General features: G+C 73.0%; 22 protein-coding genes and 1 pseudogene. 8 read left to right on the top strand and 15 right to left on the bottom strand.

The window, feature by feature from the left end; translation table 11 throughout:
• The first annotated feature begins 7 nt into the window (after positions 1 to 7).
• A complete protein-coding gene (locus tag AB0A65_RS25525; RefSeq protein ID WP_359955293.1) occupies positions 8 to 1,210 on the top strand; it encodes a sensor histidine kinase in 1,203 nt (400 codons plus the stop codon).
• Positions 1,207 to 1,878 carry a response regulator transcription factor gene (locus AB0A65_RS25520; RefSeq protein ID WP_359955290.1) on the top strand — a complete coding sequence of 224 codons (672 nt, stop codon included), beginning with the start codon at positions 1,207 to 1,209 and terminating at the stop codon, positions 1,876 to 1,878. The genes AB0A65_RS25525 and AB0A65_RS25520 overlap by 4 nt, the downstream gene beginning before the upstream one ends.
• 1 nt (position 1,879) lies before the next feature.
• Here the strand turns inward: AB0A65_RS25520 and AB0A65_RS25515 are convergent, their stop codons facing one another.
• Positions 1,880 to 2,647, bottom strand: coding sequence for a class I SAM-dependent methyltransferase (locus AB0A65_RS25515; protein WP_359955288.1), 768 nt, complete (start codon positions 2,645 to 2,647; stop codon positions 1,880 to 1,882).
• A gap of 12 nt (positions 2,648 to 2,659) precedes the next feature.
• Positions 2,660 to 3,184 (bottom strand): GNAT family N-acetyltransferase, encoded by a 525-nt coding sequence (locus AB0A65_RS25510; protein ID WP_359955286.1) that lies wholly within the window; start codon positions 3,182 to 3,184, stop codon positions 2,660 to 2,662.
• On the opposite strand from AB0A65_RS25510, the gene AB0A65_RS25505 reads away from it, so the two are divergent.
• A complete protein-coding gene (locus tag AB0A65_RS25505; protein ID WP_359955316.1) occupies positions 3,072 to 3,977 on the top strand; it encodes an HAD-IA family hydrolase in 906 nt (301 codons plus the stop codon). The genes AB0A65_RS25510 and AB0A65_RS25505 overlap by 113 nt on opposite strands.
• Before the next feature lie 90 nt (positions 3,978 to 4,067).
• Here the strand turns inward: AB0A65_RS25505 and AB0A65_RS25500 are convergent.
• From AB0A65_RS25500 to AB0A65_RS25485, 4 genes and pseudogenes are all read right to left on the bottom strand, one after another.
• Positions 4,068 to 4,463: pseudogene (locus AB0A65_RS25500) on the bottom strand (serine hydrolase); the annotation flags it as partial.
• A gap of 516 nt (positions 4,464 to 4,979) precedes the next feature.
• Positions 4,980 to 5,555: a hypothetical protein gene (locus tag AB0A65_RS25495; protein ID WP_359955283.1), complete on the bottom strand. Its 576-nt coding sequence runs from the start codon at positions 5,553 to 5,555 to the stop codon at positions 4,980 to 4,982.
• Positions 5,552 to 7,456: a DEAD/DEAH box helicase gene (locus AB0A65_RS25490; RefSeq protein ID WP_359955281.1), complete on the bottom strand. Its 1,905-nt coding sequence runs from the start codon at positions 7,454 to 7,456 to the stop codon at positions 5,552 to 5,554. The genes AB0A65_RS25495 and AB0A65_RS25490 overlap by 4 nt, the downstream gene beginning before the upstream one ends.
• A gap of 359 nt (positions 7,457 to 7,815) precedes the next feature.
• The gene (locus AB0A65_RS25485) at positions 7,816 to 8,214 is read right to left on the bottom strand and encodes a hypothetical protein (RefSeq protein ID WP_359955278.1); all 399 of its coding nucleotides are present in this window, start codon (positions 8,212 to 8,214) and stop codon (positions 7,816 to 7,818) included.
• A 124-nt stretch (positions 8,215 to 8,338) separates the two neighbouring features.
• Here AB0A65_RS25485 and AB0A65_RS25480 point away from each other — a divergent pair, with 124 nt between their 5' ends.
• A complete protein-coding gene (locus AB0A65_RS25480; protein ID WP_359955276.1) occupies positions 8,339 to 9,256 on the top strand; it encodes a sugar kinase in 918 nt (305 codons plus the stop codon).
• A 50-nt stretch (positions 9,257 to 9,306) separates the two neighbouring features.
• The gene (locus AB0A65_RS25475) at positions 9,307 to 9,852 is read left to right on the top strand and encodes a bifunctional 4-hydroxy-2-oxoglutarate aldolase/2-dehydro-3-deoxy-phosphogluconate aldolase (RefSeq protein WP_359955314.1); all 546 of its coding nucleotides are present in this window, start codon (positions 9,307 to 9,309) and stop codon (positions 9,850 to 9,852) included.
• A 9-nt stretch (positions 9,853 to 9,861) separates the two neighbouring features.
• Here the strand turns inward: AB0A65_RS25475 and AB0A65_RS25470 are convergent, their stop codons facing one another.
• The 5 genes from AB0A65_RS25470 to AB0A65_RS25450 form a co-directional block, all read right to left on the bottom strand.
• On the bottom strand, positions 9,862 to 10,377 hold the full coding sequence (locus AB0A65_RS25470; RefSeq protein WP_359955273.1) for an adenine phosphoribosyltransferase: 516 nt from the start codon (positions 10,375 to 10,377) through the stop codon (positions 9,862 to 9,864).
• Positions 10,378 to 10,485: 108 nt separating this feature from the next.
• Positions 10,486 to 11,361, bottom strand: a complete 876-nt coding sequence (locus AB0A65_RS25465) for a carbohydrate ABC transporter permease (RefSeq protein WP_359955270.1) — start codon at positions 11,359 to 11,361, stop codon at positions 10,486 to 10,488.
• A 2-nt stretch (positions 11,362 to 11,363) separates the two neighbouring features.
• The gene (locus AB0A65_RS25460; RefSeq protein ID WP_359955267.1) at positions 11,364 to 12,335 is read right to left on the bottom strand and encodes a sugar ABC transporter permease; all 972 of its coding nucleotides are present in this window, start codon (positions 12,333 to 12,335) and stop codon (positions 11,364 to 11,366) included.
• 11 nt (positions 12,336 to 12,346) lie between these two features.
• A complete protein-coding gene (locus AB0A65_RS25455; RefSeq protein ID WP_359955264.1) occupies positions 12,347 to 13,645 on the bottom strand; it encodes an extracellular solute-binding protein in 1,299 nt (432 codons plus the stop codon).
• A gap of 215 nt (positions 13,646 to 13,860) precedes the next feature.
• Positions 13,861 to 15,066, bottom strand: a complete 1,206-nt coding sequence (locus tag AB0A65_RS25450; protein WP_359955261.1) for an ROK family transcriptional regulator — start codon at positions 15,064 to 15,066, stop codon at positions 13,861 to 13,863.
• A 61-nt stretch (positions 15,067 to 15,127) separates the two neighbouring features.
• Between AB0A65_RS25450 and AB0A65_RS25445 the strand changes: the two genes are divergently transcribed.
• Positions 15,128 to 16,105 carry an aldo/keto reductase gene (locus AB0A65_RS25445; RefSeq protein ID WP_359955259.1) on the top strand — a complete coding sequence of 326 codons (978 nt, stop codon included), beginning with the start codon at positions 15,128 to 15,130 and terminating at the stop codon, positions 16,103 to 16,105.
• Here AB0A65_RS25445 and AB0A65_RS25440 read toward each other — a convergent pair.
• From AB0A65_RS25440 to pfkB, 4 genes are all read right to left on the bottom strand, one after another.
• The gene (locus AB0A65_RS25440; RefSeq protein ID WP_359955256.1) at positions 16,077 to 18,791 is read right to left on the bottom strand and encodes a DUF4132 domain-containing protein; all 2,715 of its coding nucleotides are present in this window, start codon (positions 18,789 to 18,791) and stop codon (positions 16,077 to 16,079) included. The two genes, AB0A65_RS25445 and AB0A65_RS25440, sit on opposite strands and share 29 nt — an antisense overlap.
• Before the next feature lie 81 nt (positions 18,792 to 18,872).
• Positions 18,873 to 19,118: a ribosomal protein L7/L12 gene (locus tag AB0A65_RS25435; protein ID WP_359955254.1), complete on the bottom strand. Its 246-nt coding sequence runs from the start codon at positions 19,116 to 19,118 to the stop codon at positions 18,873 to 18,875.
• A 33-nt stretch (positions 19,119 to 19,151) separates the two neighbouring features.
• Positions 19,152 to 20,015, bottom strand: coding sequence for a GNAT family N-acetyltransferase (locus AB0A65_RS25430; protein ID WP_359955251.1), 864 nt, complete (start codon positions 20,013 to 20,015; stop codon positions 19,152 to 19,154).
• Between the two features lie 42 nt (positions 20,016 to 20,057).
• A complete protein-coding gene (gene pfkB / locus AB0A65_RS25425; RefSeq protein WP_359955248.1) occupies positions 20,058 to 21,002 on the bottom strand; it encodes a 1-phosphofructokinase in 945 nt (314 codons plus the stop codon).
• A 69-nt stretch (positions 21,003 to 21,071) separates the two neighbouring features.
• On the opposite strand from pfkB, the gene AB0A65_RS25420 reads away from it, so the two are divergent.
• Together AB0A65_RS25420 and AB0A65_RS25415 are read left to right on the top strand one after the other, a co-directional pair.
• A complete protein-coding gene (locus tag AB0A65_RS25420) occupies positions 21,072 to 21,578 on the top strand; it encodes an O-acetyl-ADP-ribose deacetylase (protein WP_359955245.1) in 507 nt (168 codons plus the stop codon).
• 56 nt (positions 21,579 to 21,634) lie between these two features.
• On the top strand, positions 21,635 to 22,510 hold the full coding sequence (locus AB0A65_RS25415) for a hypothetical protein (RefSeq protein ID WP_359955242.1): 876 nt from the start codon (positions 21,635 to 21,637) through the stop codon (positions 22,508 to 22,510).
• Positions 22,511 to 22,532: the final 22 nt, after the last annotated feature.

Raw genomic sequence — 22,532 nt, 5'->3', positions numbered from 1 at the left:
TTACCTCGTGGCGCAGGCCGTGAACCTCCCCCGCAAGCGCGGGCTGTGGCAGCGGGTGTCGGAGTTCGACTCCAGGCACCCGCTGCTTTGGAATCTGTTCCCGATCTTCCTGTACTCCTTCTTCGGCTGCATCGGCGCGATCGCCGCCGCCATGGGCCAGATGGAGTTCTCCCACCCCTGGGCGCAGCTGGCGGCGACGCTGCTGTTCCTGGTCCCCACCATCTGGCGGCGCAAGTACCCGTTCACGGTGCTGGCGAGCCAGATCGCGCCGATGGCGATCACGATCCCGCTGGGGATCACCGCGAGCGGCGAGGGCTTCGTGAGCATCGCGGCGGGCCTGGCGTACACCGTGGCCCTGTACAACGTGGTGCTGCGAAGGCCCTTGAAGCTGCTGTGGTGGGCCGCGGCGGTGACGGGGCTGCCGTCCCTGGTCGACTGGCTGGTGAACCGGCCGTCGCCGGGCCTGGTCGGGTTCACCGTGTCGGGGGCCCTGTACTTCGCGTTCATCGTGGCGATCGGCATGCTCGTGCGCACGCGCCGGGACTTCCAGAGCACCCAGCGGGACCAGGCGACCCGCGAGGCGGTGTCGGACGAGCGCAACCGGATCGCGCGGGAGATGCACGACATCATCGGGCACAACCTGGCGGTCATCAACGCGCTCGCCGACGGCGGCGCCTACGCCGCGGCCGCGTCGCCGGAGAAGGCGAAGGAGGCCCTGGAGGTCATCGGGCGGACCAGCCGGGAGGCGCTCGGGGAGCTGCGACGGGTGCTGTCGGTGCTCAAGGCCGAGGACCCGCAGGAGGTCGAGCTGGCCCCGCAGCCGGGGCTGTCCGACGTCGACGCGCTGGTCGAGCGGGTCCGGGAGGCGGGCCTGCCGGTGGTGCTGCGGTCCTCCGGGGAGCACTGGGACCTGTCCGAGAACCAGCAGCTCGCGGTGTACCGGACGGTCCAGGAGTCCCTGACGAACGTCCTCAAGCACGCGAAGGGCCCGCGCCGGGCCGAAGTGTCCCTTGAATACCGGGACACCGGGCTCGCGGTCACGGTGTCCAACACCGGGAACCGGGTCGACGAGGCGGGCACGTCGCGGGGCCTGGCGGGGCTGGCCGAGCGCGCGGCGGCGTTCGGCGGCACAATGGTGGCCGGGCCCGAGTCCGGCGGCGGCTGGCGGGTCGCGCTGTGGATGCCCGTCGACGGAAGGGAACGCCGGTGACCTCGCTGCTCATCGTTGATGACCACCCCTTGCAGCGCATGGGGTTCCGGATGCTCGTGGAGAGCCAGCCGGACCTGGTGGTGCTCGGCGAGGCCGAGAACGGCGCCGACGCGGTGCGCCGCGCCACCGAACTGGGCCCGGACGTGGTCCTCATGGACGTGCGCATGCCCGGCGTCGACGGCATCGAGGCGACCCGGCGGATCATCGCCGCGGGCGGGCGCAGCCGGGTCCTGGTGCTCACCACGTTCGACCTGGACGAGTACGCGTACGCGGCGCTCCGTGCGGGCGCGAGCGGGTTCCTCGTCAAGGACGCCCAGCCCGAGGAGCTGCTCACCGGGATCAGGGTGGTGGCCGCGGGCGACGCGGTCGTCGCCCCGAAGCTCACGCGGCGGCTCCTCGACCGGTTCGCCGACCAGTTCCCCGTCGAGGGCGAGGAGGAGGCGAACATGAGCGCGCAGCTCGACGTCCTCACCGAGCGCGAGCGGGAGGTGCTGACGGCGATCGGCAAGGGCTGGAACAACACCGAGATCGCCGGGCGGTTCCACCTGGCGGAGTCGACGGTGAAGACGCACGTGGGGCGCATCCTCGCGAAGATCGGCGCCCGTGACCGGGTCCAGGCGGTCATCTTCGCCTACAACACGGGCCTGGTCGCCCCCGACGGCCGCTGACTCAGTCCCGCGTGAACGCGAGCAGGTCGCAGTCGGCCTCGACCGGCCGCGGGACGGTCTCCGCGAGGGCGTCGGCGGCCATGGCGGCCAGGCCGTCCCGGTACTCCTCGTCCGTGAGGTGCTCGTACACCGACAGGGCGCGCATGCGCTGGCGCTCGGTGTACTCGGCGAGGCTGTCGGCCGAGCGGTGGTGGACCTCCACGAGTCCGGCGGGCGTGAACCCGGCGCCGCGGAAGACCGCCTCGGTCTCGGCGAGGGTGGGGAACACTTCGGCGTCGATGTCCCTGGTGCGCGGGAAGTACCGGTAGAGCAGCAGGTCCTTGAGGCGGTCGGCGAGCGTCGTCGCGATGAGGAGCCGCGCGCCGGGCGCGAGGACGCGGGCCAGCTCGCGGGCGGCCGCGGGCCGGTCGGGCACGTGGTGCCACACCAGGAACATGAGCGCGAGGTCGGCGGACCGGTCGTCCAGGGGCAGGTCGGCGGCGCTGCCGGGCACGTACGTGACGAGCGGGTGCGCGGACTCGACGTGCGCGACCTCCCGCATCCGCTCCGAGGGCTCGATCCCCAGGGTCTCGGCCCCGAACTCGTCGGCCAGCGCGGGCGTGAACCGGCCGGTCCCGGACCCGACGTCGGCGACGCGGGCGATGCGCCGGTCCCCGGCGAGGGACCGGAACGCGCGCGTCCACGCGCGGCGGCTGGACGGGAGGAGCCTGCGGCCCTTGGCGTATCCGGCGTGCTGGGTCCGGTCGTAGTCGACGCGTTCGATCCTCATGGGCTCCTCGTCTCAGTCGGCGGCGGTGGGCGTCCAGTAGCGGAGCTTGTCCCCGCGGCGGTCTTCGAGTACCCCGCCGTTCTTCTCGATCACCTTGCGGGAGGCGGTGTTGTCGGCGTCGCAGGTGATGAGGGCGCGTTCGATCCCGAGTGCGGCGGCGACCGGGAGGGCGGCGGCGAGCATGGCGGTGGCGTGGCCCTGCCGGCGCGCGGAGGGGCGCACGTCGTAGCCGATGTGGCCGCCGACGTCGAGGAGGTCGGCGTTCAGGGTGTGCCGGATCGCGAGGCGCCCCAGGAAGGTGTCGCCCTCGGCCCACCAGAGGGTGGTGAAGGTGACGAATCCGGGCGGGGCGGTGGTGCGCCAGCCGAGGGTGTCGGCGACGTACTCGGCGGCCCATTCGTCGCCGGGGCGCAGGTAGTTGCGGATGATCGTGTCGGTCCCGGAGTGGCCGGTGCCGCCGCCTTCCGCGATGAACTCGTGGAGGGCTGCGGTGAACGACGGGGCGAGACGCACGGTCGGGTCGATGAGTTCTGGCACGGTTTCGACGCTAAAGGAGCGGTCCTGGGGCCGCAACCGCATTCGCGGGCCGCACGCCGAGTTCGCGGGGCGGCGCGCGGAATGTAGCGCGGTCGTCATCTTCCGTTGGTACCGTTGCGGGTCGGTTCTAGGGAGGTACGTCATGGGCGGTCAGGTGCTGTCGGCTTCGGTGCTGCTGTTCGACATGGACGGGACGCTGGTCGACTCGACGGCGTCGGTGGAGCGGGCGTGGGGCCGGTTCGCCGGGCGCCACGGCCTGGAGGCGTCGGCGATCCTCGCGGTGGCGCACGGGCGGCCGACGATCGAGGTGGTCGCGGAGTTCGCGCCGCACGGCGTGGACGTGGTGGCGGAGACCGACCGGATCGAGGCGGAGGAGATCGACCGCACGGACGGGATCAGCGAGATCCCGGGGGCGGCGGCGCTGCTGAAGTCGCTCGACCCGGCCAAGTGGGCCGTGGTCACGTCGGCGACGCGGGCGCTGACGCTGCGGCGCCTCGCCGCGGTGGGGATTCCCCTGCCGAAGATCCTCGTGGCGGCCGACGACGTGACCAAGGGCAAGCCGCATCCGCAGCCGTACATGCTCGCGGCCCGCGCCCTGGGCGCGGACGCCGCGGACGCAGTGGCGTTCGAGGACGCCCCAGCGGGCCTCACGTCGGCGACGGAGGCGGGCGCCGCGACGGTGGTCGTGGGCGGCTACCGGGGCGAGGCGGCCAACGGTCTGCCGCGGGTCGCGGACCTGTCCGGGGTCACGGTGGCCCAGGACGGCCCGGCCCTGGAGGTCCGGCTCCCGTAAGCCGTCGAGGGTCGATCTGGCGAGGGTCGCGAGGGACTCGACGAGGTCGACGCCTGCGGACTGGGTGGCGGAGCCGCTGGTGAGGACCGCGATGCGGGTCGGGTCGGCGGTGTCACCGGCGATGACGCCGATCGAGTTGACGACCCAGAGGCCGCCGAGGGCGGTGCGGGTGTCCCAGCCGTTCTTGAGCCAGACGGTCTCGCCGTCGGCCGCGGCGGCGGAGACGCCCCAGCGCTGGGACGCGGTGACCGAGGCCATGAGGTCGCGGGCGTAGGCGGTCTGGTCGGCATCGAGGAGTCCCTCGTAGAGGGCGTGGCCGAGCAGGGTGAGCTGGTCGGGGGCGGTGGTGTCGGTGAGGCCCCAGGCGTCCTCGCGCGGTTCGGTGCCGGTCATGCCGAAGTCGGCGCACGCCTGGGTGAGCGCGTCGGCGCCGCCGAGGGCGTCGTAGACGGCGGTGGCGGCGTCGTTGTCAGAGGCGGTGATCATGGCGCGCAGCCGCGCGTCGGGGGCGTCGGCGACGGTCCCGTAGTGGCGCAGGGCCATCACGAGGAGCTGGGCCTTGACGATCGAGGCGGTGTCGTGCTGGAGGTCGGGGCGGTAGGCGATCCGGACGCCGCCGCGGGAGGCGGCGACCGAGACGTCGGTGCCGTTGTCCCCCATGAGGTCTTCGACGCGTTCGGCGAGCAGTCCGGAGAGCTGCTCGGCGTAGGTGGACTCGGAGGCGGCGGCGCGGGAGGCCCCGCCGGAGCCGAGGCCGCCGGGATCGCCTGCGGGCGTGGTGGAGTCGGCGGCGCCGGAGCCGCCGGGGTCGCCGGAGTCGACGAGGGACGGGAGCGCCGCGGCCACCGCGGCGGCGGCCGCGAGCGGGACGGCGAGGCGCAGCAGGGTGCGGCGGTGCAGTCGCGCCATGCCGGCGGTGCGCTGGTTCGGCATGGCCCGGACGCTATGGCGGCAACCTCAACACCCGATGGCGCCCGGTTCAGGAATCGATGAGAGCGAGGCTCACGCGACGGGCTGGGCGGCCTCCATGCTCGCGAGGCGGGCGGCGCGCAGGCGTCCGGCGAGGTCCCGGGTGGGGCCGCCGCGGACGAGGAGGACCAGCCACGGGTCGTCGTCCATGCGGGCGGCGCTGACCAGGGCGAGGGCCATGATGTGGGCGCAGACCTCGCGGGAGTCGGCGCACCCGCACGAGGTGGTGATCCGGTTGTGGTCCTCGGTGACGAACTTCTTGGGCAGCAGGCGCATCCCGGTCTCGGCGAGCACGTCGTCGATGCGCTTGGGCAGGCGCCCGGCGAGGAGCCCGGCGACGCACGAGGGCGACAGCGACAGGGCCGACAGGCCCGCGGTCCACGCCGACTTGTTGTAGACGGGGATGGCGATCTCGGCCTCGTAGAGCCCGGCGCCGTCGGCGACGGTCCCCGAGACGAGGCCCGGCTCAATGGAGAGGCCGGTGACGGAGCCGCGCCCGGCGATGGCGCGGCCCTTGACGATGCGCTGGTCGGGGTAGTTCAGGCCGATGGTCTCCAGGGCGCGCCACCACTTGCGGCCCCACCAGGTCCGGCCGTACGGGTCGCTCACAGGTGGCCTCCCTGGTCGTCGAGTTCGATGAGTTTGCGGAGCTGGGAGTCGTCGAGCTCGCCCAGCCAGTCCTCGCCGGAGCCGACCACGGCCTCGGCGATGGCCCGCTTGCGGGCGAGCAGCTCGTCCACGCGCTCTTCGAGCGACCCGGCGGTCACCAGCTTGTGGACGTGCACGGTCTGGGTCTGCCCGATGCGGTGGGCCCGGTCGGTGGCCTGGTCCTCGACCGCGGGGTTCCACCAGCGGTCGTAGTGGACGACGTGCGAGGCGCCCGTGAGGTTGAGGCCGGTGCCGCCCGCGCGGAGCGAGACGAGGAGGATCGCGGGGCCCGGGACGGTCTGGAACTCGTCCACGAGCTTGTCGCGGGCGGGCTGGTCGAGGCCGCCGTGCAGGAACGGCGCGGCGACGCCGAGCTCGGCCTCCAGGTGGCGCGAGAGCAGCTCCCCCATCTGCCGGTACTGCGTGAAGATGAGGGTCTTGTCGCCCTCTTCGACGACCTCGGTGAGCATCTCGGTGACGCGGTCGAGCTTCCCGGAGCGCTCGGCCAGGTGCCCGTCCCCCACGCCCACGTACTGCGCGGGGTGGTTGCAGATCTGCTTGAGGCGGGTGAGGAGCTTGAGGACGCGGCCGCGGCGGGTGATGCCGTCGCCCAGGCCCTCGTCGAACGCCTCGCGGATGGCCTCGCGGTAGAGGCCCGCCTGCTCGTCGGTCATCGTGCAGGCCACGACGGACTCGATCTTCGGGGGCAGGTCGGCGGCGACGTCCTCTTTCATGCGGCGCAGCACGACCGGGTCGATGCGGGCGCGGAGCGTCGCGGCGGCCACGGGGTCGCGGCCGATCTCGATGGGGTCGGCGAAGCGGCGCTTGAAGTCCGCCTGGATGCCGAGGAGCCCGGGGTTGACGAACTCGGAGATCGACCACAGCTCGGCGAGGTGGTTCTCCACGGGCGTGCCGGTCAGGGCGATGCGCACGCGGCCGGTGAGGTCGCGGACGGCCCCGGCGGTGCGCGAGCGGTGGTTCTTGATGGCCTGGGCCTCGTCGATGACGATGGTGTCCCAGCCGATGGAGCGCAGCAGTTTGATGTCGCGCAGCGCGATCGAGTACGAGGTGACCACGACGTCGGTCTCCACGAACGGCGCGGGCGACTTCGTGCGGGCCGGGCCGTGGTGCAGGTGCACCGACAGCTGCGGCGCGAAGCGCGCGATCTCGCGCTGCCAGTTGCCGACCAGGGACGTGGGGCAGACCACCAGGTGCGGGGCGATCCCGGCCCGGCGCACGAGCAGCCCGATCGACTGGAGGGTCTTGCCCAGGCCCATGTCGTCGGCGAGGATCACGCCGGTGCCGCCGTCGGCCGCGGCTTCGAGCCAGGCGATGCCGTGGGCCTGGTACTTGCGCAGGTCGGCGTTGACGCGGACCTCGCCGGGGTCGGCGTGCTGGGCGGTGATGAGCCGCAGGTTCAGCCCCGAGTCGGAGCGCAGCAGCTCGGTGTAGGACTCCACGAAGGCGCCCACCAGGGCCTTCGCGGTCCACACGTGGCCTTCGGAGTGCGGGGCGGAGTGGCCCTCGGCGGGGAGCTCACCGGCGATGCGGTCGAGGTCGTCGAACTTGTCGTCGTCCACCGCGTTCGCGATCCGGGCCCAGATCGCCACGGACTCGGTGATGTCGGGCCGGGAGGCGATGCGGGTGAGCGCGGGCAGCACCGGGCGGACCGGCATCGCGACGCCCTCGACCTCCACCAGCTCCCCTTCGAGGTAGAGCTCCGCCTCGACCGGGTCGCCCGGGGGCAGTCCGAGCTCGGCCACCGCGGACTCCGGACGCCCGCCCCCGAAGAACAGGAGCCGCCCGTCGGCCGGGGAGGCGTGGTCGGGCAGGAAGGTGGCGTGCAGATCGCTGGGTGGCAACGAGGCTCCTACGGTGGGAAGGCAGACGTGCCATTTTGCCACAAGCACGGGCCCGAACCCAAACGCGCGAACCGTTATGGGTTGATTTGGGTGGTTCTTGGGGGAACGGTGCAGCGGAACGGGGCGGGTCCGCCCGCCACCGCCGCCGCGGTCTCACGCGTCGGCTTCGGCACCGGTCGGCCCCGCCCCGTCAACCCCAGAGCAAAGTCCGCGGGAGGGCCGCCGTGCGGACCGCGAGTGCGGCGCCGCGTCCCTCCACATTGAGGTCGAGTGGGCATCCTTCGGACAGAAGGATGTGCAAACGTGTAGAAGTTAGCGGTAATTTCCAACACTGTCAATACCGGGCCCGCACGGCGGGATCACGACAGCGGGCAGCGCAGCGCCAGGTCGAACGCCGCGGAGTCCTGGTACTGGGCGATCTCCCCTGCGAGGTCCGCGGGGTCGACGGTCGCCGCGAGGTCCTGGACCCGCTCGGTGTAGACCGCGGTGAGCGCCTTGAGGTCGGGGTCCTCGATCTCGTTGCCGAACGCCTCCATCCGGTCCACCACCGACTCCACGTCCCCGCCCGCGACCTCCCCCGCGGCGTCGAGGGCCTGCCAGGTGCGGCCGCAGTCCGCGGCGTACTGCTCCGCGTCGCGCTGGAGGTCCCCGTCGGTGTCCGTCTCGTCGATGCCGCCCGCGCACTCGGCGAGCATCCAGAGGACCAGCAGGACCCCGATGGTCCACGCGAAGACCTTCACCAGGCGCACGTCGATCATGTTCGCCCCCATCGCGAGAGAGCCGTCGGTCCAGTCTACGCGGGACGGAGGGTCCGGCGGTTTTGTGAATGCGTTTTCCGGTCGGTAGGCTGGGGCCCGTCCCCCGACCCCGAAGGGAGCCCCCTTGGACGTCCTGTGCCTCGGCGAGTCGATGTGCGTCTTCGCGCCCGCGACCGCCGGACCCCTGCGCACGGCGGTCGAACTCCACGCCGGCGTCGCCGGGGCCGAGTCGAACGTCGCCGTCGCCCTCGCCCGCCTCGGCGCCCGCGCCGCCTGGCACGGCAAGGTCGGCGACGACCCGTTCGGCCTGCGCATCAAGGACGTCCTGGCAGCAGCGGGCGTCGACTGCGACGGCATCGGCACCGACCCCGCGCGCCCCACCGGCGTCTACTTCAAGGACCCCGGCCCCGAGGGCACCGTCGTCCACTACTACCGGCGCGGCTCCGCGGCCTCGACCATGGGCCCCGGCCACCTCGACGGCCTGGAGCCGCCGAAGATCCTCCACCTGTCCGGCATCACCCCGGCCCTCTCGGAGTCCTGCGCGGCCCTCGTGGAGGAGCTGCTCGTGCGGCGCGCCCTCGCCCCCGCCGTCGTGAGCTTCGACGTCAACTACCGCCCGGCCCTGTGGCCCGTCGACGAGGCCGGGCCGGTGCTCGCACGGCTCGCCGACGCCGCCGACATCGCGTTCGTCGGCCTCGACGAGGCCCAGACCCTCTGGGGCGTCAAGACCCCCGAGGACGTGCGCGAGCGCATCCCGAACGCCGCCGTGCTCGTCGTCAAGGACGGCGGGAACGGCGTCACCGCGTTCGACGGCGAGGAGCGCCACTACACGGCCGCCGAGCCCGTCGACGTGGTCGAACCCGTCGGCGCGGGCGACGCGTTCGCCGCCGGATTCCTCTACGGCCGCTTGCAGGACGCGTCCGTCGCCGCCTCCATGCGCCTGGGCCACCGGCTCGCCGCCGGGGCCCTCCAGACCGTCGGGGACCTCGCGCCCCCGCCCGCCCCCGAGACCGTTCGAGCCCTCCTGGAGGACCAGCAGTGACCGTTGACCAAGGCGCCTTCTTCGACCGCCTCTTCGCCGACCAGCGCGTCATGGCGATCTGGCGCGGCCTGCCCGCCGACGAGACCGTGGCGCTCTCCGAGCGGCTCTGGGACGCCGGGATCGACCTCGTCGAGGTCCCGATCGGGCAGCCCGGCCAGGAGGAGGCCCTCGCCGCCGCGGTGAAGGCCGCCGCGCCGCGCGGGCACCTCGTGGGCGCCGGGACCGTGGTCTCGGCCGGGCACGTCGAGCGCGCCGCCGCCGCGGGCGCGGCCTACACGATCGCGCCGGGCCTGAACCCGGCCGTCCTGGAGGCGTCGCACGCCGCGGGCCTGCCGCACCTGCCGGGCGTGGCGACCGCCAGCGAGGTCGGCCTCGCGCGGGAGCTGGGCTGCACGTGGGTGAAGGTCTTCCCCGCGTCCTCGCTGGGCAAGGACTGGTTCAAGGCGATGGCCGGGCCGTTCCCCGAGGTCAAGTACGTGGCCACGGGCGGGGTCGGGCCCGACGAGGTCGAGGCGTACCGCAAGGCCGGGGCGTCGGTGATCGGGATGGGGTCGGCGCTGGCCGACCCGGTGAACATCGAGAAGCTGCTGGGCTGAGCGCGGCGCTCAGAGCTTCCCGAGGAGCGACACCACGGGGTAGCCGGTGAGGCGGTCGCGGCCGTTGAGGGCGCCGATCTCCAGGAGGGCCGCGCAGGCGGCGACGGTGCCGCCGAGTCCCTCGACGAGGCGCACGCCCGCGGCCATGGACTCGCCGGTGGCGATGACGTCGTCGACGAGGAGGACCCGGTCGCCCGCGCGCACGGCGTCGGCGTGGAGCTCGACCCGCACTTCGGCGTACTCGCCGCGGTAGGTCTCGACCGCGGCGCGGCGGGGCAGCTTGCCGGCCTTGCGGATCGGCAGGAGCGGCGTGCCGGTGCGGTCGGCGAGCGGCGCGGCCCAGAGGAACCCGCGGGCGTCGAACGCGGCGATCGCGTCGTACGGGTACGGCTCGCACGCCTCCTGGAGGCGGTCGATCGAGGCGCGGAACGCATCGGGGGCGGCGAGCAGCGGCGTGATGTCGCGGAAGCCGACCCCGGGTTCGGGGAAGTCGGGGACGACGGGCACGTATTCGGTCAGGTCCACGACGGCAACACTAGCGGGTGACCTGCGGAACTCCGGGGCCCGGCCGGAAACCGGCGGGGCCCCGGGGCCTCCGGCCGGGGCCGGAGGCCGCAGCAGGAGGCCCGGGACTCAGCCCTTGAGGCCGGTCTGGGCCACGCCCTGGACCAGGAAGCGCTGGAGGAAAAGGAACACGAACACCAGCGGCAGGATCGCCACGAGCGCGGCGGCGAACAGCTGCGAGAGGCTCACCGTCTGCGCCGTCAGGAACGTGGAGAGGGCGACCTGCACGGTCCACGAGTCCGGGGACCGGCCGATGACCAGGGGCCACAGGAACGCGTTCCACGCGCCCACGAACGTGATGACCGCGATCGCCGCGAGGAAGCTCCCGGAGTTGGGGATCACGATGCGCCAGAACGCGCCCCAGTGGCTCAGGCCGTCCACGCGGGCGGCCTCTTCGAGCTCGCGCGGGAAGCCCAGGAAGTACTGGCGGCACAGGAACGCCGCGAAGCCCGAGAACAGGCCGGGGATGATGAGGCCCCGGTAGTCGGAGAGCCAGCCGAGGCTGGAGACCATCACGAAGCTCGGCACGAACGTGATCGCGCCGGGGATCATGAGCGTCGCCAGCACGATGTAGAACACCTTGTTCGCGTGCCGCCACGGGATGCGCGCGAGCCCGTACCCGGCGGTGGTGCACAGGAACAGGGTGCCCGCGGTGGTGAGGACGGCGACGATCGCGGAGTTCAGGAGCGACCGGGCCATCGGCACGGACGGGTCGTCGAACAGCCGCGACAGGTTGTCCCAGGCGGGGTCGGAGGAGAACCACATCCAGCCGGGGGCGGTGATCTCCTGGTCGGTGGCGAAGGCGTTGCGCAGGATCAGGTAGAACGGGATGAGGAACAGGACCGCGAGCACGGCGAGGACGATGAGGACCGCGAGGTTCGCGCCCTTCGAGCCGATGCCGGGCCGGTAGCCGACGGGCTTGGCGCGCAGCGGGGTCGATGCCATTGCTACTTCTCCTCCGCGTTGCCGAATCCGAGGAACCTGCCCTGGAGGACCGTCACGATCGCGATGATGAGCGCCAGGATCAGCGCCCCCGCGGAGCCGCGGCCCAGGTCCTGCTGGGTGCCGAGCGCGGTCGTGTACAGGTACATCAGCGGCGGTCTGGCGTACGCCTGGTTCCCGATGAGGTTGTAGAACTCGTCGAACGCCTGGTAGGCGGCGATGAGGATGAGCATGAGGACCGCCACGGAGGTGGCCCGCAGCTGCGGGAGCGTGATGTGCCAGAAGGTCTGGCGGCCGGGCTTCGCGCCGTCCACGTAGGCGGCCTCGTAGAGGTGCTCGGGGATCTGCTGGAGCGCGGCGATGAACAGGATCATGTAGAAGCCGCACTGGATCCACAGGCGCAGCGTCACGATGACCAGCCAGTACCAGGGCGGGCTCGGGTCGAACAGCCACGGGATGTCCTCGATCCCGAACAGGTCGAGCACCGAGTTCGCCATGCCGTACCGCACGCCGTTGAAGATCGACATCTTCCACACCAGCGAGGCGACCACGTAGGAGCACGCGAACGGCAGGAAGAACACCGACCGGAAGAACGCCCGCATGAGCCGGACCCGGTTGAGCAGCAGGGCGAGCGCGAGCGAGCACGCGAACGTGAGCGGGACGATGAAGGCCGCGAACACGGTGAACGTGACGAGGCTGTCGGTGAACGCCGCGTCCTGGAGCATCCGGGCGTAGTTGCCGAGGCCCACGAAGTCCTCGGGCAGGGGCGTCACGGTGTTGCGCGCGTCGAAGAACGACAGGTACGCGCTCCAGATCACGGGGATGTAGGTGAAGACGAGGAGCCCGATGAAGAAGGGCCCCACGAAGTACCAGAAGGTGAGTGCGGTCCGCCAGCCGCCCGGGCGGCGGCGGGACCGGGGCGCTCGGCCCCCGGTGCCCGCCGCCCCGGGCGCGGCGGTCTCGGTCGAGACGGCCACGGTGCCCCCGGTCAGCCGAAGATCGAGTCGAGCTCGGTCTGGATGGTCTGGGCGGCGGCGTCGAACTCGGCCGAGGGGTCGGCGCCTTCGAGCACGACGTGGGTCATCATGTCGTCCACGGCGGTCTCCATGGTGGGCGTCCAGTTGGGGTCGTCGCCCCAGCCGAAGTCCTGGGAGATCTGGACGGCGGTGGCGGCGGGGCCCTCGGCGAGCGCGTCGGCGTTGGCGGCCATGGACTTGCGCGGCGGGATGTGGAAGCCGTAGGACAGGCACCAGTCCTGGATGTACTCCTCGTTGTCGATCCACAGCCACTTGGCGAACGCCTTGGCCTCGTCGACGTGCTCGGACTTGGCGTTGACGAACGTGGACCAGCCGCCGTTGTAGACGGTCTGCGTCCCGCCGCCGAAGCCGGGGAACGGCATGACGGCGATGTCGTCGCCGTAGGTGTCGATGATCTGCGGGAGGGCCCACAGGCCGCACCACTGGATCGCGCACAGGCCCTGGATGATCGAGGACGGGTCCCACGCTTCGGTGGGGGCGCCGATGAGGAGGGAGCTGGACTCGTGGAGCGCCTTCACCTGCAGCGCACCGGCGATGACGGTGTCCTTGTCGAAGCCGATCTGGTGGTCGTCGGTGAGGAGGGACTGCCCGGCGGAGAACACGATGGGCTGGAACAGCTTCGTGGCGGAGTCGTCGTTGCCGAGGAACAGGCCCTTGACGTCGCCGGTGGTGAGCTCGGCGGCCGCGGCCATGAGGTCCTCGAAGGTGGCCGGCTCGGTGATCCCGGCGTCGGAGAACAGGGACGGCCGGTAGTACAGGAACTGCGGGTCGTCGATCATCTGGATCCCGTAGACCTTGCCGTCGATCGAGTTGCGCTTGACGTCGATGTCGGTGAAGTCGTCGAGGACGCCCTCGAAGATGTCGTCGAGGGGCACGACCTGCCCCGAGTCCACCATGGAGCGGTTGAGGTGGCTCTCGAAGACGTCGGGGTAGTCGCCGGGCTTGTCGGCGAGGAGCCCGGAGGAGAGGGCGGTGTCGTAGTCGCCGGGGACCCAGTTGATGGTGACGGTGGCGTCCTCGTATGCGGCGGCGTACTTCTCGGCGGCCTGCTGGGTGCCGGCCTCGCCGTACTGGTGGTACCACTGGTAGAGGTTGACGCCGTCGCCCGTGCCGCCGCGCCCGGTGTTGGAGCCGCACGCGCCCAGCGCGCCCGCCCCGGCGGCGAGGCCGCCGAGCGCGAGCATGCGGCGACGGTTGAACGCCAGGCCGGCAAGCGCCTGCTCGGACGAACGGTTGTTGCTGAAGGCCATTTCTAGCTCCTCGCTACGTTGAGAGGTCGGAAGGGCTCCCGCGCGACTCCGGGTCATGGTCGACGCCGCAGCGGAGATTCGACATCCGTCGATTCGTCTCTCAGTGTTGCGAGGGTCACTCACTTTGTCAATGGGTTGAAGTAAGCCTCGTGGTAACGATTCGTGCGCGATCGCGTTGGAAGCGCTCGGTTTTTGTGCGGTACCTGGGGGTCCGGTCAGCGGCGGCTGCGCGACCCCACGGTGTTGAGCCGGTTCAGGTGGCCCTCCAGGGCGAGTGCGGCCGCGCCGAGCGCGACCATGTTGCGCTCCTGCGTGTTCCGCTTCAGGCGGGCGGCCTTGAGCGGGGCCTCCATGGCGTGCGCGGCGAGGCGGCGCTCGAACTCGGGCACGAGCGCGTCGCCGAGGGCCCAGGTGACCCAGCCGTCCAGGACCACGAGGTCGGGGTTGACAAGGTTGAGCAGGTTCGCGACCCCGGCGGCGAGCGACTCGGCGACGGTCTCGACGGTGCGCACCGCGGACGGCTCCCCCGCCTCCCAGGCGGCGGCGAGCGCGGCCATGGCCTCGGTCTGCGAGCCCGCGGCGGCGCGGCCGTCGAGCTGGGCCCACTGCCACAGGATCGCGGGGGCGCCCACATACGCCTCGATGCATCCCTTTGCGCCGCAGCGGCACTGCGGGCCGCTGGGGTTGATGGTGGTGTGGCCCCACTCCCCCGCGGAGTTGGTGGCGCCGCGGTAGAGCTGCCCGCCGAAGGCGAGCCCGGCGCCCACGCCGGTGCCGAGGATGAGCACGGCGAGGCGGTCGACGCCGCGGCCGTCGCCGAACCAGAGCTCGCCGACGGTGATCGTCTTCAGGGGATTGTCCAGGTAGACCGGGACGTCGAGTTCAAGGCGCTCGGTGAGCAGGCGCCGGAACGGCACGTCGTGCCAGTTCCAGTTGGGGGCGAACCCGGAGACGCCCCAGGTGACGTCGACCTGCCCGGGGAGGCTCACGCCGACCCCGAGGATCGCGCGGTCGCCGAGGCGGGAGCGGACCTGGTCCATGGCGGAGGCGATGTGGCCGATGACCTGGTCGGGGCTGTTCTCGCTGGCCTCCATGCGCTCCTCGACCCGGTCCACCACCGTGAGGGCCAGGTCGTAGACTTCCAGCTGCACGTACGTCTCGGCGACGTCGACGCCGATCATGACGCCGCCGCCCGCGTTCGGGGCCAGGAGCGCCCGGGGGCGCCCGCCGCCGGAGTCCTCGCGTCCCACCTCCACGACGACGCCCAGTTCGATCAGGTCGGTGACCAGGTTCGACACCGTCGCCACCGAGAGGTCGGTCTCGCGGGCGAGGATCTGGCGGGAGGTCGGGGCGTCCGCGATGAGGTGCCGCAGCACTGCGAAGCAGTTGCGCAGGCGGATATCGCGCGAGGTGGACTTCATGGCTGAATGCTACGGCGGGTGCGCCACTTTGTAAATGGGTTAGTTGAAGGGGGCCGTCACTTTGGAGACTCGGATTCTGGGCAGGACCGGCGCGAGCGTCGGGGTCGTGGGCTTCGGCGCGTGGCAGATCGGCGCCGACTGGAGCGCCGTCAGCGAGGACGACGCGACCGCGGCCCTGGAGGCCGCCGCGGCGGCGGGCGTGACCTTCTACGACACCGCCGACGTGTACGGCGACGGCCGCTCGGAGCGGTTCGTGGGCGCGTTCCGCAAGGCGCACCCGGGGGTCTTCGTCGCGACCAAGATGGGCCGGCGCGCCGAGCAGGTCCACGGGAACTACAGCGAGGCGAACTTCCTCGCGTGGAACGACGACTCGCGCGAGCGCCTCGGCATGGCGACGTTGGACCTGGTGCAGCTCCACTGCCCGCCGACGAGCGTCTACGGCGACGACGCCGTGTTCGGCGTCCTCGACGCCATGGTCGCCGAGGGCCGCATCGGGCACTACGGCGTGAGCGTCGAGACCTGCGAGGAGGCCCTCGCGGCCATCGCCCGCCCGGGCGTTGCCACGGTGCAGATCATTTTGAACCCGTTCCGGCAGAAGCCGCTCAAACGCGTCCTCCCGGCCGCGGCCGACGCGGGCGTGGGGATCATCGCGCGCGTCCCGCTCGCCTCGGGCCTCCTGTCGGGCAGGTACACCGCCGGGACCGAGTTCGCGGCCGACGACCACCGCAACTACAACCGCCGCGGCGACGCGTTCGACGTCGGCGAGACCTTCGCGGGCGTCGACTACGCGACGGGCCTGGAAGCGGTCGAGCGCCTCCGGCCGCTCGTGCCCGAGGGGATGACCATGGCGCAGTTCGCACTCCGCTGGATCCTCGACCAGCCGGGCGTCACCGTCGTGATCCCCGGCGCCCGCAATGCCGAGCAGGCGGCGGCGAACGCGGCCGCAGCAGCGTTCGCCCCCTTGGACCCGGACCTCCACGCGGCGGTCCGCGCCGTCTACGACGACCTGGTCAGGCCGCAGGTCCACCACCGCTGGTAGTCAGCCGCTCCAGCCTCGCGAGGATCTCCGAGGCGGTCACCGGGTCGAGGTCGACCGGGCGGGGCGGGCGGTGCCCGTCGTACCGCCAGCACGGTTCGCCCCGGGAGACCACGACGCTCCGGACGGTCTGCTCCGGGGACTCGGCGGCCGCGCCCGCCCAGATCCCCGGCTCCAGCCCGACCGCGACGACCAGGCCGCCGCCGGGCGACCAGGAGACGCCCGGCTCGACCCCGCCGTCCTCCGGCCTGGCGCGCCGCCAGCCCTGACCGGCGGCGCCGAGGACCCGCAGGGCCTCGATGACGGCGCCCTCGGCGCGCGAGAGGCGGCCGGTGGCGCGCTCCTCGTCGGTGAGCGCCAGGACCGGGCGGCCGAGCTGGTCGAACGGCTGAAGGATCTCGTAGTCGGCGAGCAACTCGGTCCACCTGGGGGTCAGGTCCCCGAGCAGGACCGGGTGGGCGAGGCGGACCGCGGCGTCCTCGGGCAGGACCACCGCGGCGTCGTCGGCGTCGGAGTAGGTGCCGTCCTCGGCGATGCGGAACCCCCTCGCGGTGCCGCCGGTCCCGGTCCACCAGACGAGCCGCCCGGCGAGGCGGCGGTTGAGCGGGTGGCCCGCGATGTGCTCCTCGAACTCGGCCTTCGGCCAGGTGCGGGCGGTCGCCATGGCCGCTTCGAGGCGGCGGACCTGGTCGGTCGCGGTGGTGCGCAGGTCCTTCTTGAGCGCGCCGAACCGCCGGTAGGACTCCCCCGCGGTCGCGGCGTCGTCCTTCGCGCCGGGCTTCGGGAGGGCCTTGAGGACCTTCCCGGTCCCGTCGGTGACGCGCAGGTCCAGGTGCTCGTCGGCCTCGACGGTGAACGAGCGGGGCCCGTAGTCGAGGACGATCGGCGCGCCGAGCCCCAGGTCCGGGACGAGCCGGTCGGCGAGCTGCTCCCGGCTCAGGCCCAGCCGCTTCGCGACCGCGCTCAGCTGGCGGCCCGCGTCGTCCTTGAGCGACTTGAACTTCAGCTTCTCCGCGAGGCCGTGGAGCCCCCGGAGCGCGGCCTCCGTCCCCATCGCGCCGAGCACGCCCACGCCCGCGGCGGCCCGCTTGTGCTTGCTCTCCCCGGGCCACGCGCGCACCAGCTCGGCGAGGCGCACGGCGGCCGCGTCGCTCGGGAAGTGCGCGAGCTGCATCAGCGCCCACCCGTCCTTCGCGGGCCCGCCCGCCCGCTCCCACTGCTCGAACAGCGCGAGGCCGAACGCGGCCAGCGAGTCCCGGTCGCAGGTCTCGGCCGCCACGGCGAGCCCCGGGTAGGGGCGGTCGGGGGCGGCCAGCGCGAGCACGGTGGCGAGGTGCGCGACGGAGCCGACGGGGAGCGCGCGGTCGCGTCCCTTGAGGAGGACTTGCGGGAGTGCGGCGGGGACGAACCACTTGCCGGGTCTGGGGACCTTGACCGAGGGGGCCAGGGGGTCGTCCTCGGGCCCGTCGGCTTTGGGGCGCTTGCGGGTCCAGGGCGGGTTGGTGAGGAGCGGGGGCAGGTCGTCGGCGTCGGGGACTCGGCCGGCGGCGGTGTCGAGGCGGTCGAGGGCGGTCCGCTCGTCCTCGGTGAGGCGGGCGCGGAGCGCCGCGTCGGGGAGGGCGGCGATCGCGGCGAGTGCGTGGAGGTCGGCGGGGTCGAGGCCGGGGGCGAGGCGGGCGGCGGTGCGGAGGGTGCGCAGGGGGAAGGTCGCGGCGGCCGCTGTGGCGGCTTTGAAGGTGGAGTGCCTGCGGAGCCGGGTGAGGAGGTGCTCGGCGGCGTCGTCGCTGGGGAGCATCGCGATGGCCTGCGCGAGGTCGCCGCGGTCGTGGTAGTCGGTGTATCCGGCGGCGGCGGGTCCGGTGAGGACCGGGAGGGCATCCGCGCCGAGGGTGGCGACGAGGGTGAGGAGCGAGTCGTAGCCGAGCCGGGGGTGCTCGGCGGCGTCGAGGCCGACGGCGGTGATCTGGTCGGCGGTGGCGAAGCACGTCCACAGGAGGTCGTCGTTGTAGGGGTTCTCCCGCTCCCGCATGAAGTCGGCTCCGGCTTCGAGGAGCCAGGCGGGTTCGTCGGGGAGGAGGACGGTGGCGGCGATGCGCTTGGCGGGGGTGTCGCGGCGGGCGGCGACGGCGGCCGCCGCGAGGGCGTACTCGTCGTCGGAGGCGGCCGCGAGGAGGGCTCGGACGGCGCCGATCCCGTGGTCGGTCTCGCGGTCGAGGACTTCGAGGTTCCCGGCGGGGGTCTCGGCGAGGACGCGTTCGCGCAGCGGCGGCAGCTCGTCGTACATCTCGGTGCGCTCCTTGACGGCGAGGAACTCGACGGCCGCGGCGCACGCGAAGGGCAGGCCGTGGTCGAGGACCCAGGCGTCGAACGCGGGCCGGAGCCAGGACGCGCCGTAGAGCTGGTGGGGTTCGGTGAGGAGCGCGGCGACGGCGGCCGCGCCGCGGGGGTCGGGGGCGCCGTCGAGGTGGGCGCGGGCCCGGTCCGCATAGGGCGCGTTGCCGTCGAGGTCGAGCGCGGTCCGCAGGTCGGCCTCGCGTTCGGTGCGCTCGCGGGCGAGGTCGGCGAGGGTCTTCGGGTCGGCGAGGACCGCGGGCCTCTTCGCGGGCCTGCCGCGGCGGGGCAGGACCCGGGAGTTCCAGGAGGCCGGGAGTTTCAGCTTATCCTCTTGCGGCGCACGGGATTTCGTCATCTGCGTCCTTCGCTGGGGCCGGGAATACCGCACCGAGGATAGACAATCGGTGCGACATTCCCGAACCGTCGCGAATCGCGCTCAGTAGCCCTTCTCCATGCGCTCCACAGCGTCCTTGGCCTCTTTGAGGCCCAGGCCGGTGTGCTCGCGGTAGAGCTTGATCGCCTGGATCTTGCGGCCGGACCGGATCTCGGAGCGGACCCCGGCGAGCCAGGGCTCCTCGGGCGGGGCGGCCTGGGCGACGCCCAGGTTCGCCATGATCAGGTCGAGCTTGTACTCGATGCGGGCCAGGGCCTGCATGGTGATGTAGTCGCGGGGTTGCGCCATGTGGTGTGCTCCTTCCTCAGGGCGCACATTGTGTCATCCGGCGTCCCGGTGGAGGTCGAGGCGTTCGGTGCCTGCGGTGTACCCGGCGGCCTTGTAGGTGGCGACGGCCGGGATGCGCTCGGACTCGGTGGCGACGAACGCGCTGGAGGCGCCGAGGTCGCGGAGGGCGGCGGTCCCGGCGAGGGTGATGGCGGTGCCGAGGCCGCGGCCGCGGTGGGCGGGGTCGACGCCGAGGGGTTCGATGAGGCCGGGCCTGCCGGGTCCGGCGGACCAGACGGTGATCGCGGCGGCGGGTGCGTCGCCGTCGTAGGCGAGCAGGCTGCGCGCGCTGTAGTACGGCCCGGACGCGGTGGTGCGCCAGCGGTCCGCGGTGAACGTGGAGCCGTTGAAGGAGGCGCGCACGATGGCGGCGTAGGCGTCTGCGGTGTCGGGGCCGACGGTCTCGACGCGGACGTCGGGGACCTCGACGGGTGCGGCGAGGTCGCGGGTGAGCGGGGTCCACGGCTCGCCGAGGGTCCAGCCGCGGGCGGTGAGGGCGTCGCGCACGAGCGCGCCGTCCGGGGCCTCCACGTCGGCTTCGCCGGCGGCGAGGACGCCGCGGTCGGGGTCGCCGAAGTCGTCGGCGATCTGCTCGGCCAGTTCCGCGTCCTGCCTGGCCTCGGGTGCGGTGGTGAGGCGGACGAGGCCGGGCCCGTCGAGGAGGCCGACGGCGAGGACGGTCCCGTCGCGGGTCCAGGTGCGCAGGTCCGCGGCGGTCTGTTCGGCGCCGAAGCGCCAGTACCAGCCGAGGTCTCCGGGGTGGAGCTGGACGGGGTCGCCGTCGCGCTGCCAGTCCCGGAGGGCGTCGAGGACGGCGGGGAGTCCTTCGACGGCGGGTGTTTCGAGTCGGATCGTCATACCGGTGATCGAACCATCGCGGGGGCGGTGCGCGCCACTGGTTTACCGCAGGACGCGTCCCGTCTCAGGAGTCGCGGTGGTCTCCACGATGCTCAGGTCGATGTCGGCGGGGCCGGGCATGACGCTGCCGGGGAGGGCGACGGTGGCGGTGCCCCAGGCGACGGCGGCGGTGAGCGCGTCGGGGCCCGAGCCGCCGTTGGCGAGGAAGCCCGCGAGGGTGGCGTCCCCGGCGCCGACGGCGCTGACCAGGGGCCGCGGGTGCGGGACGTGCGCGTGGTGGACCCCGGTGGCGTCCACCAGGATCGCGCCGTCGGGGCCGAGGCTGGCGAGGACCGCGCCGGCGCCCGCGGCGCGGAGGGCGCGGGCGGCCTCGATGGCGTCGCCGAGGGTGTCGACGGCGGTCCCGGCGGCTTCGGCGAGCTCTTCGCGGTTGGGTTTGACGAGGTCGGGGCGGGCGCGGAGGCTCGCGGCGAGGGCCGGGCCGGAGGTGTCGACGGCGGCGCGGGCGCCCGCGTCGCGGGTGCGTTCGACGAGCACGGCGTAGAAGTCGGCGTCGACGCCGGGCGGGAGGCTCCCGCATCCGGCGATCCAGGACGCGGAGCGCTCCAGTGTGGGCGTGATGGCGGCGACGAGGAGTTCCTCAATCTCGGTGGGCCGCAGGGCGGGTCCGGTCTCGTTGAGCTTGGTGACGGTGCCGTCGGCTTCGGCGATGGCGAGGTTGGAGCGGATCGCCTGGGAGACGGGCACCTCCTCGATGGGGACGCCGGCCTCGTCGAGGAGGTCGAGCAGTTCGGCCCCGGCGTGGCCGCCGGTGGTGAGGACCGCGCAGGTGCGGTGGCCGTTGGCGACGAGCGCGCGGGAGACGTTGACGCCCTTGCCGCCGGGGTCCACGCGGTCGCCGGTGGCCCGGTGGATCTCGCCGCGCAGGAGCCGGTCGACCGCGATCGTGCGGTCGAGGCTGGGGTTGGCGGTGACCGTGACGATCATGCGGACCTCCGATTCGGTTCGGTGCAACGCTACCGGGAACGGCGGCCCGATCGGTGCTTGAATACGGGCATGGGCATCTCGATCAGCAGAGGCGACATCACGCTCCAGCACGTGGACGCGATCGTCAACGCCGCGAACTCGTCCCTCATGGGCGGCGGCGGGGTGGACGGGGCGATCCACCGGGCGGGCGGGCCCGCGATCCTCGACGCGTGCCGGGACCTGCGGGCGTCGCAGTACGGGAAGGGCCTGCCGACCGGGCAGGCCGTGGCGACGACCGCCGGGAGGCTCCGCGCGCGGTGGGTGATCCACACGGTCGGCCCGGTCTACTCCGAGACGGAGGACCGGAGCGCGCTCCTGGCATCGTGCTACCGGGAGTCGCTGCGGGTCGCCGACGAGCTGGGGGCGGCGTCGGTCGCGTTCCCGGCGGTGTCGGCGGGCGTGTACCGGTGGCCCGTGGAGTCGGCCGCGCGGATCGCGGTCGCGACGGTGCGGGAGACGGCGACCGAGGTGGCGGACATCCGGTTCGTCCTGTTCAACGACGAGGTCTACACGGCCTTCGAGCGGGCCCTGGGCTGAGTGTCGGACCCCGCCGGTACGGTCGGACCCCCGCCACACCGACCGAAGGGGACCGCATGAAGACCCTCGACCCGAACGCGTTCGCCGCCGCCGAGCGGTACATGGAGCTGCACGCCCGGCTCGTGGACCGGCTCCGGTTCGCGCACGCGTTCCGCAGCGCGCCGGGCGAGCTGGTGCGCAACGCCGTCGCCGCCTACCAGAACCTCGACGGGGGCTTCGGCCACGCGATCGAGCCGGACCTGCGCGGCGCGGGCGGGCAGCCGCAGGGCGTGGAGATCGCCCTCGGGATGCTCGCAGGGATCGCGACCGCCGACGAGCCGCTGCTCCTGCGCGCCTGCGACTGGCTCGCCGCGCACTCCACTGCGGACGGCGGCGTCCCGTGGGTGCTCCCGAGCGTCCTGGGCGACCCGCGCGGGCCCTGGTGGCAGCCGCAGGGCGAGGAGCCGCCGGCCGCGCTCAACCCGACCGCGCCGGTCGCCGGGCTCCTCCACGCGTTCGGCGTGGACCACCCGTGGCTCGGGCCGGCCACCGAGTACTGCTGGGACGCGATCGCGGCGATCGGCGAGGTCGAGGCGTACGACGCCATGTGCGTCCTGAACTTCCTCGAACGCGTGTCCGACCGCGAGCGCGCCGAGGCCGAGTTCGAGCGCCTGCGGGAGCCGCTTCGCGCCACCGCGGCCCTGGACCCGGACGCGCCGGGGCACGTCCACTCCCCCGTCGACCTCGCCCCGCGGCCCGACGCGCTGGGGCGGCGCCTGTTCAGCGACGAGGAGATCGGCGTCCACCTGGACCGGATCGTCGCCGACCAGGGCGATGACGGCGGCTGGGCCCCGAACTTCACTATGTGGACGCCCGTGGTGGTCCACGAGTGGGGCGGGTACCTGACGCTCGCGCGGCTGGAGACCCTGAAGGCGTACGGCCGGATCGGTTGAGCCCGTTGCGCACGCGGACGGC

The organism is Glycomyces sp. NPDC047010 (assembly GCF_040644205.1).
Lineage (GTDB): Bacteria > Actinomycetota > Actinomycetes > Mycobacteriales > Micromonosporaceae > Glycomyces.
The sequence above is the reverse complement of the archived record's forward strand: the minus strand, read 5'-3'. Positions and strand labels throughout refer to the sequence as shown.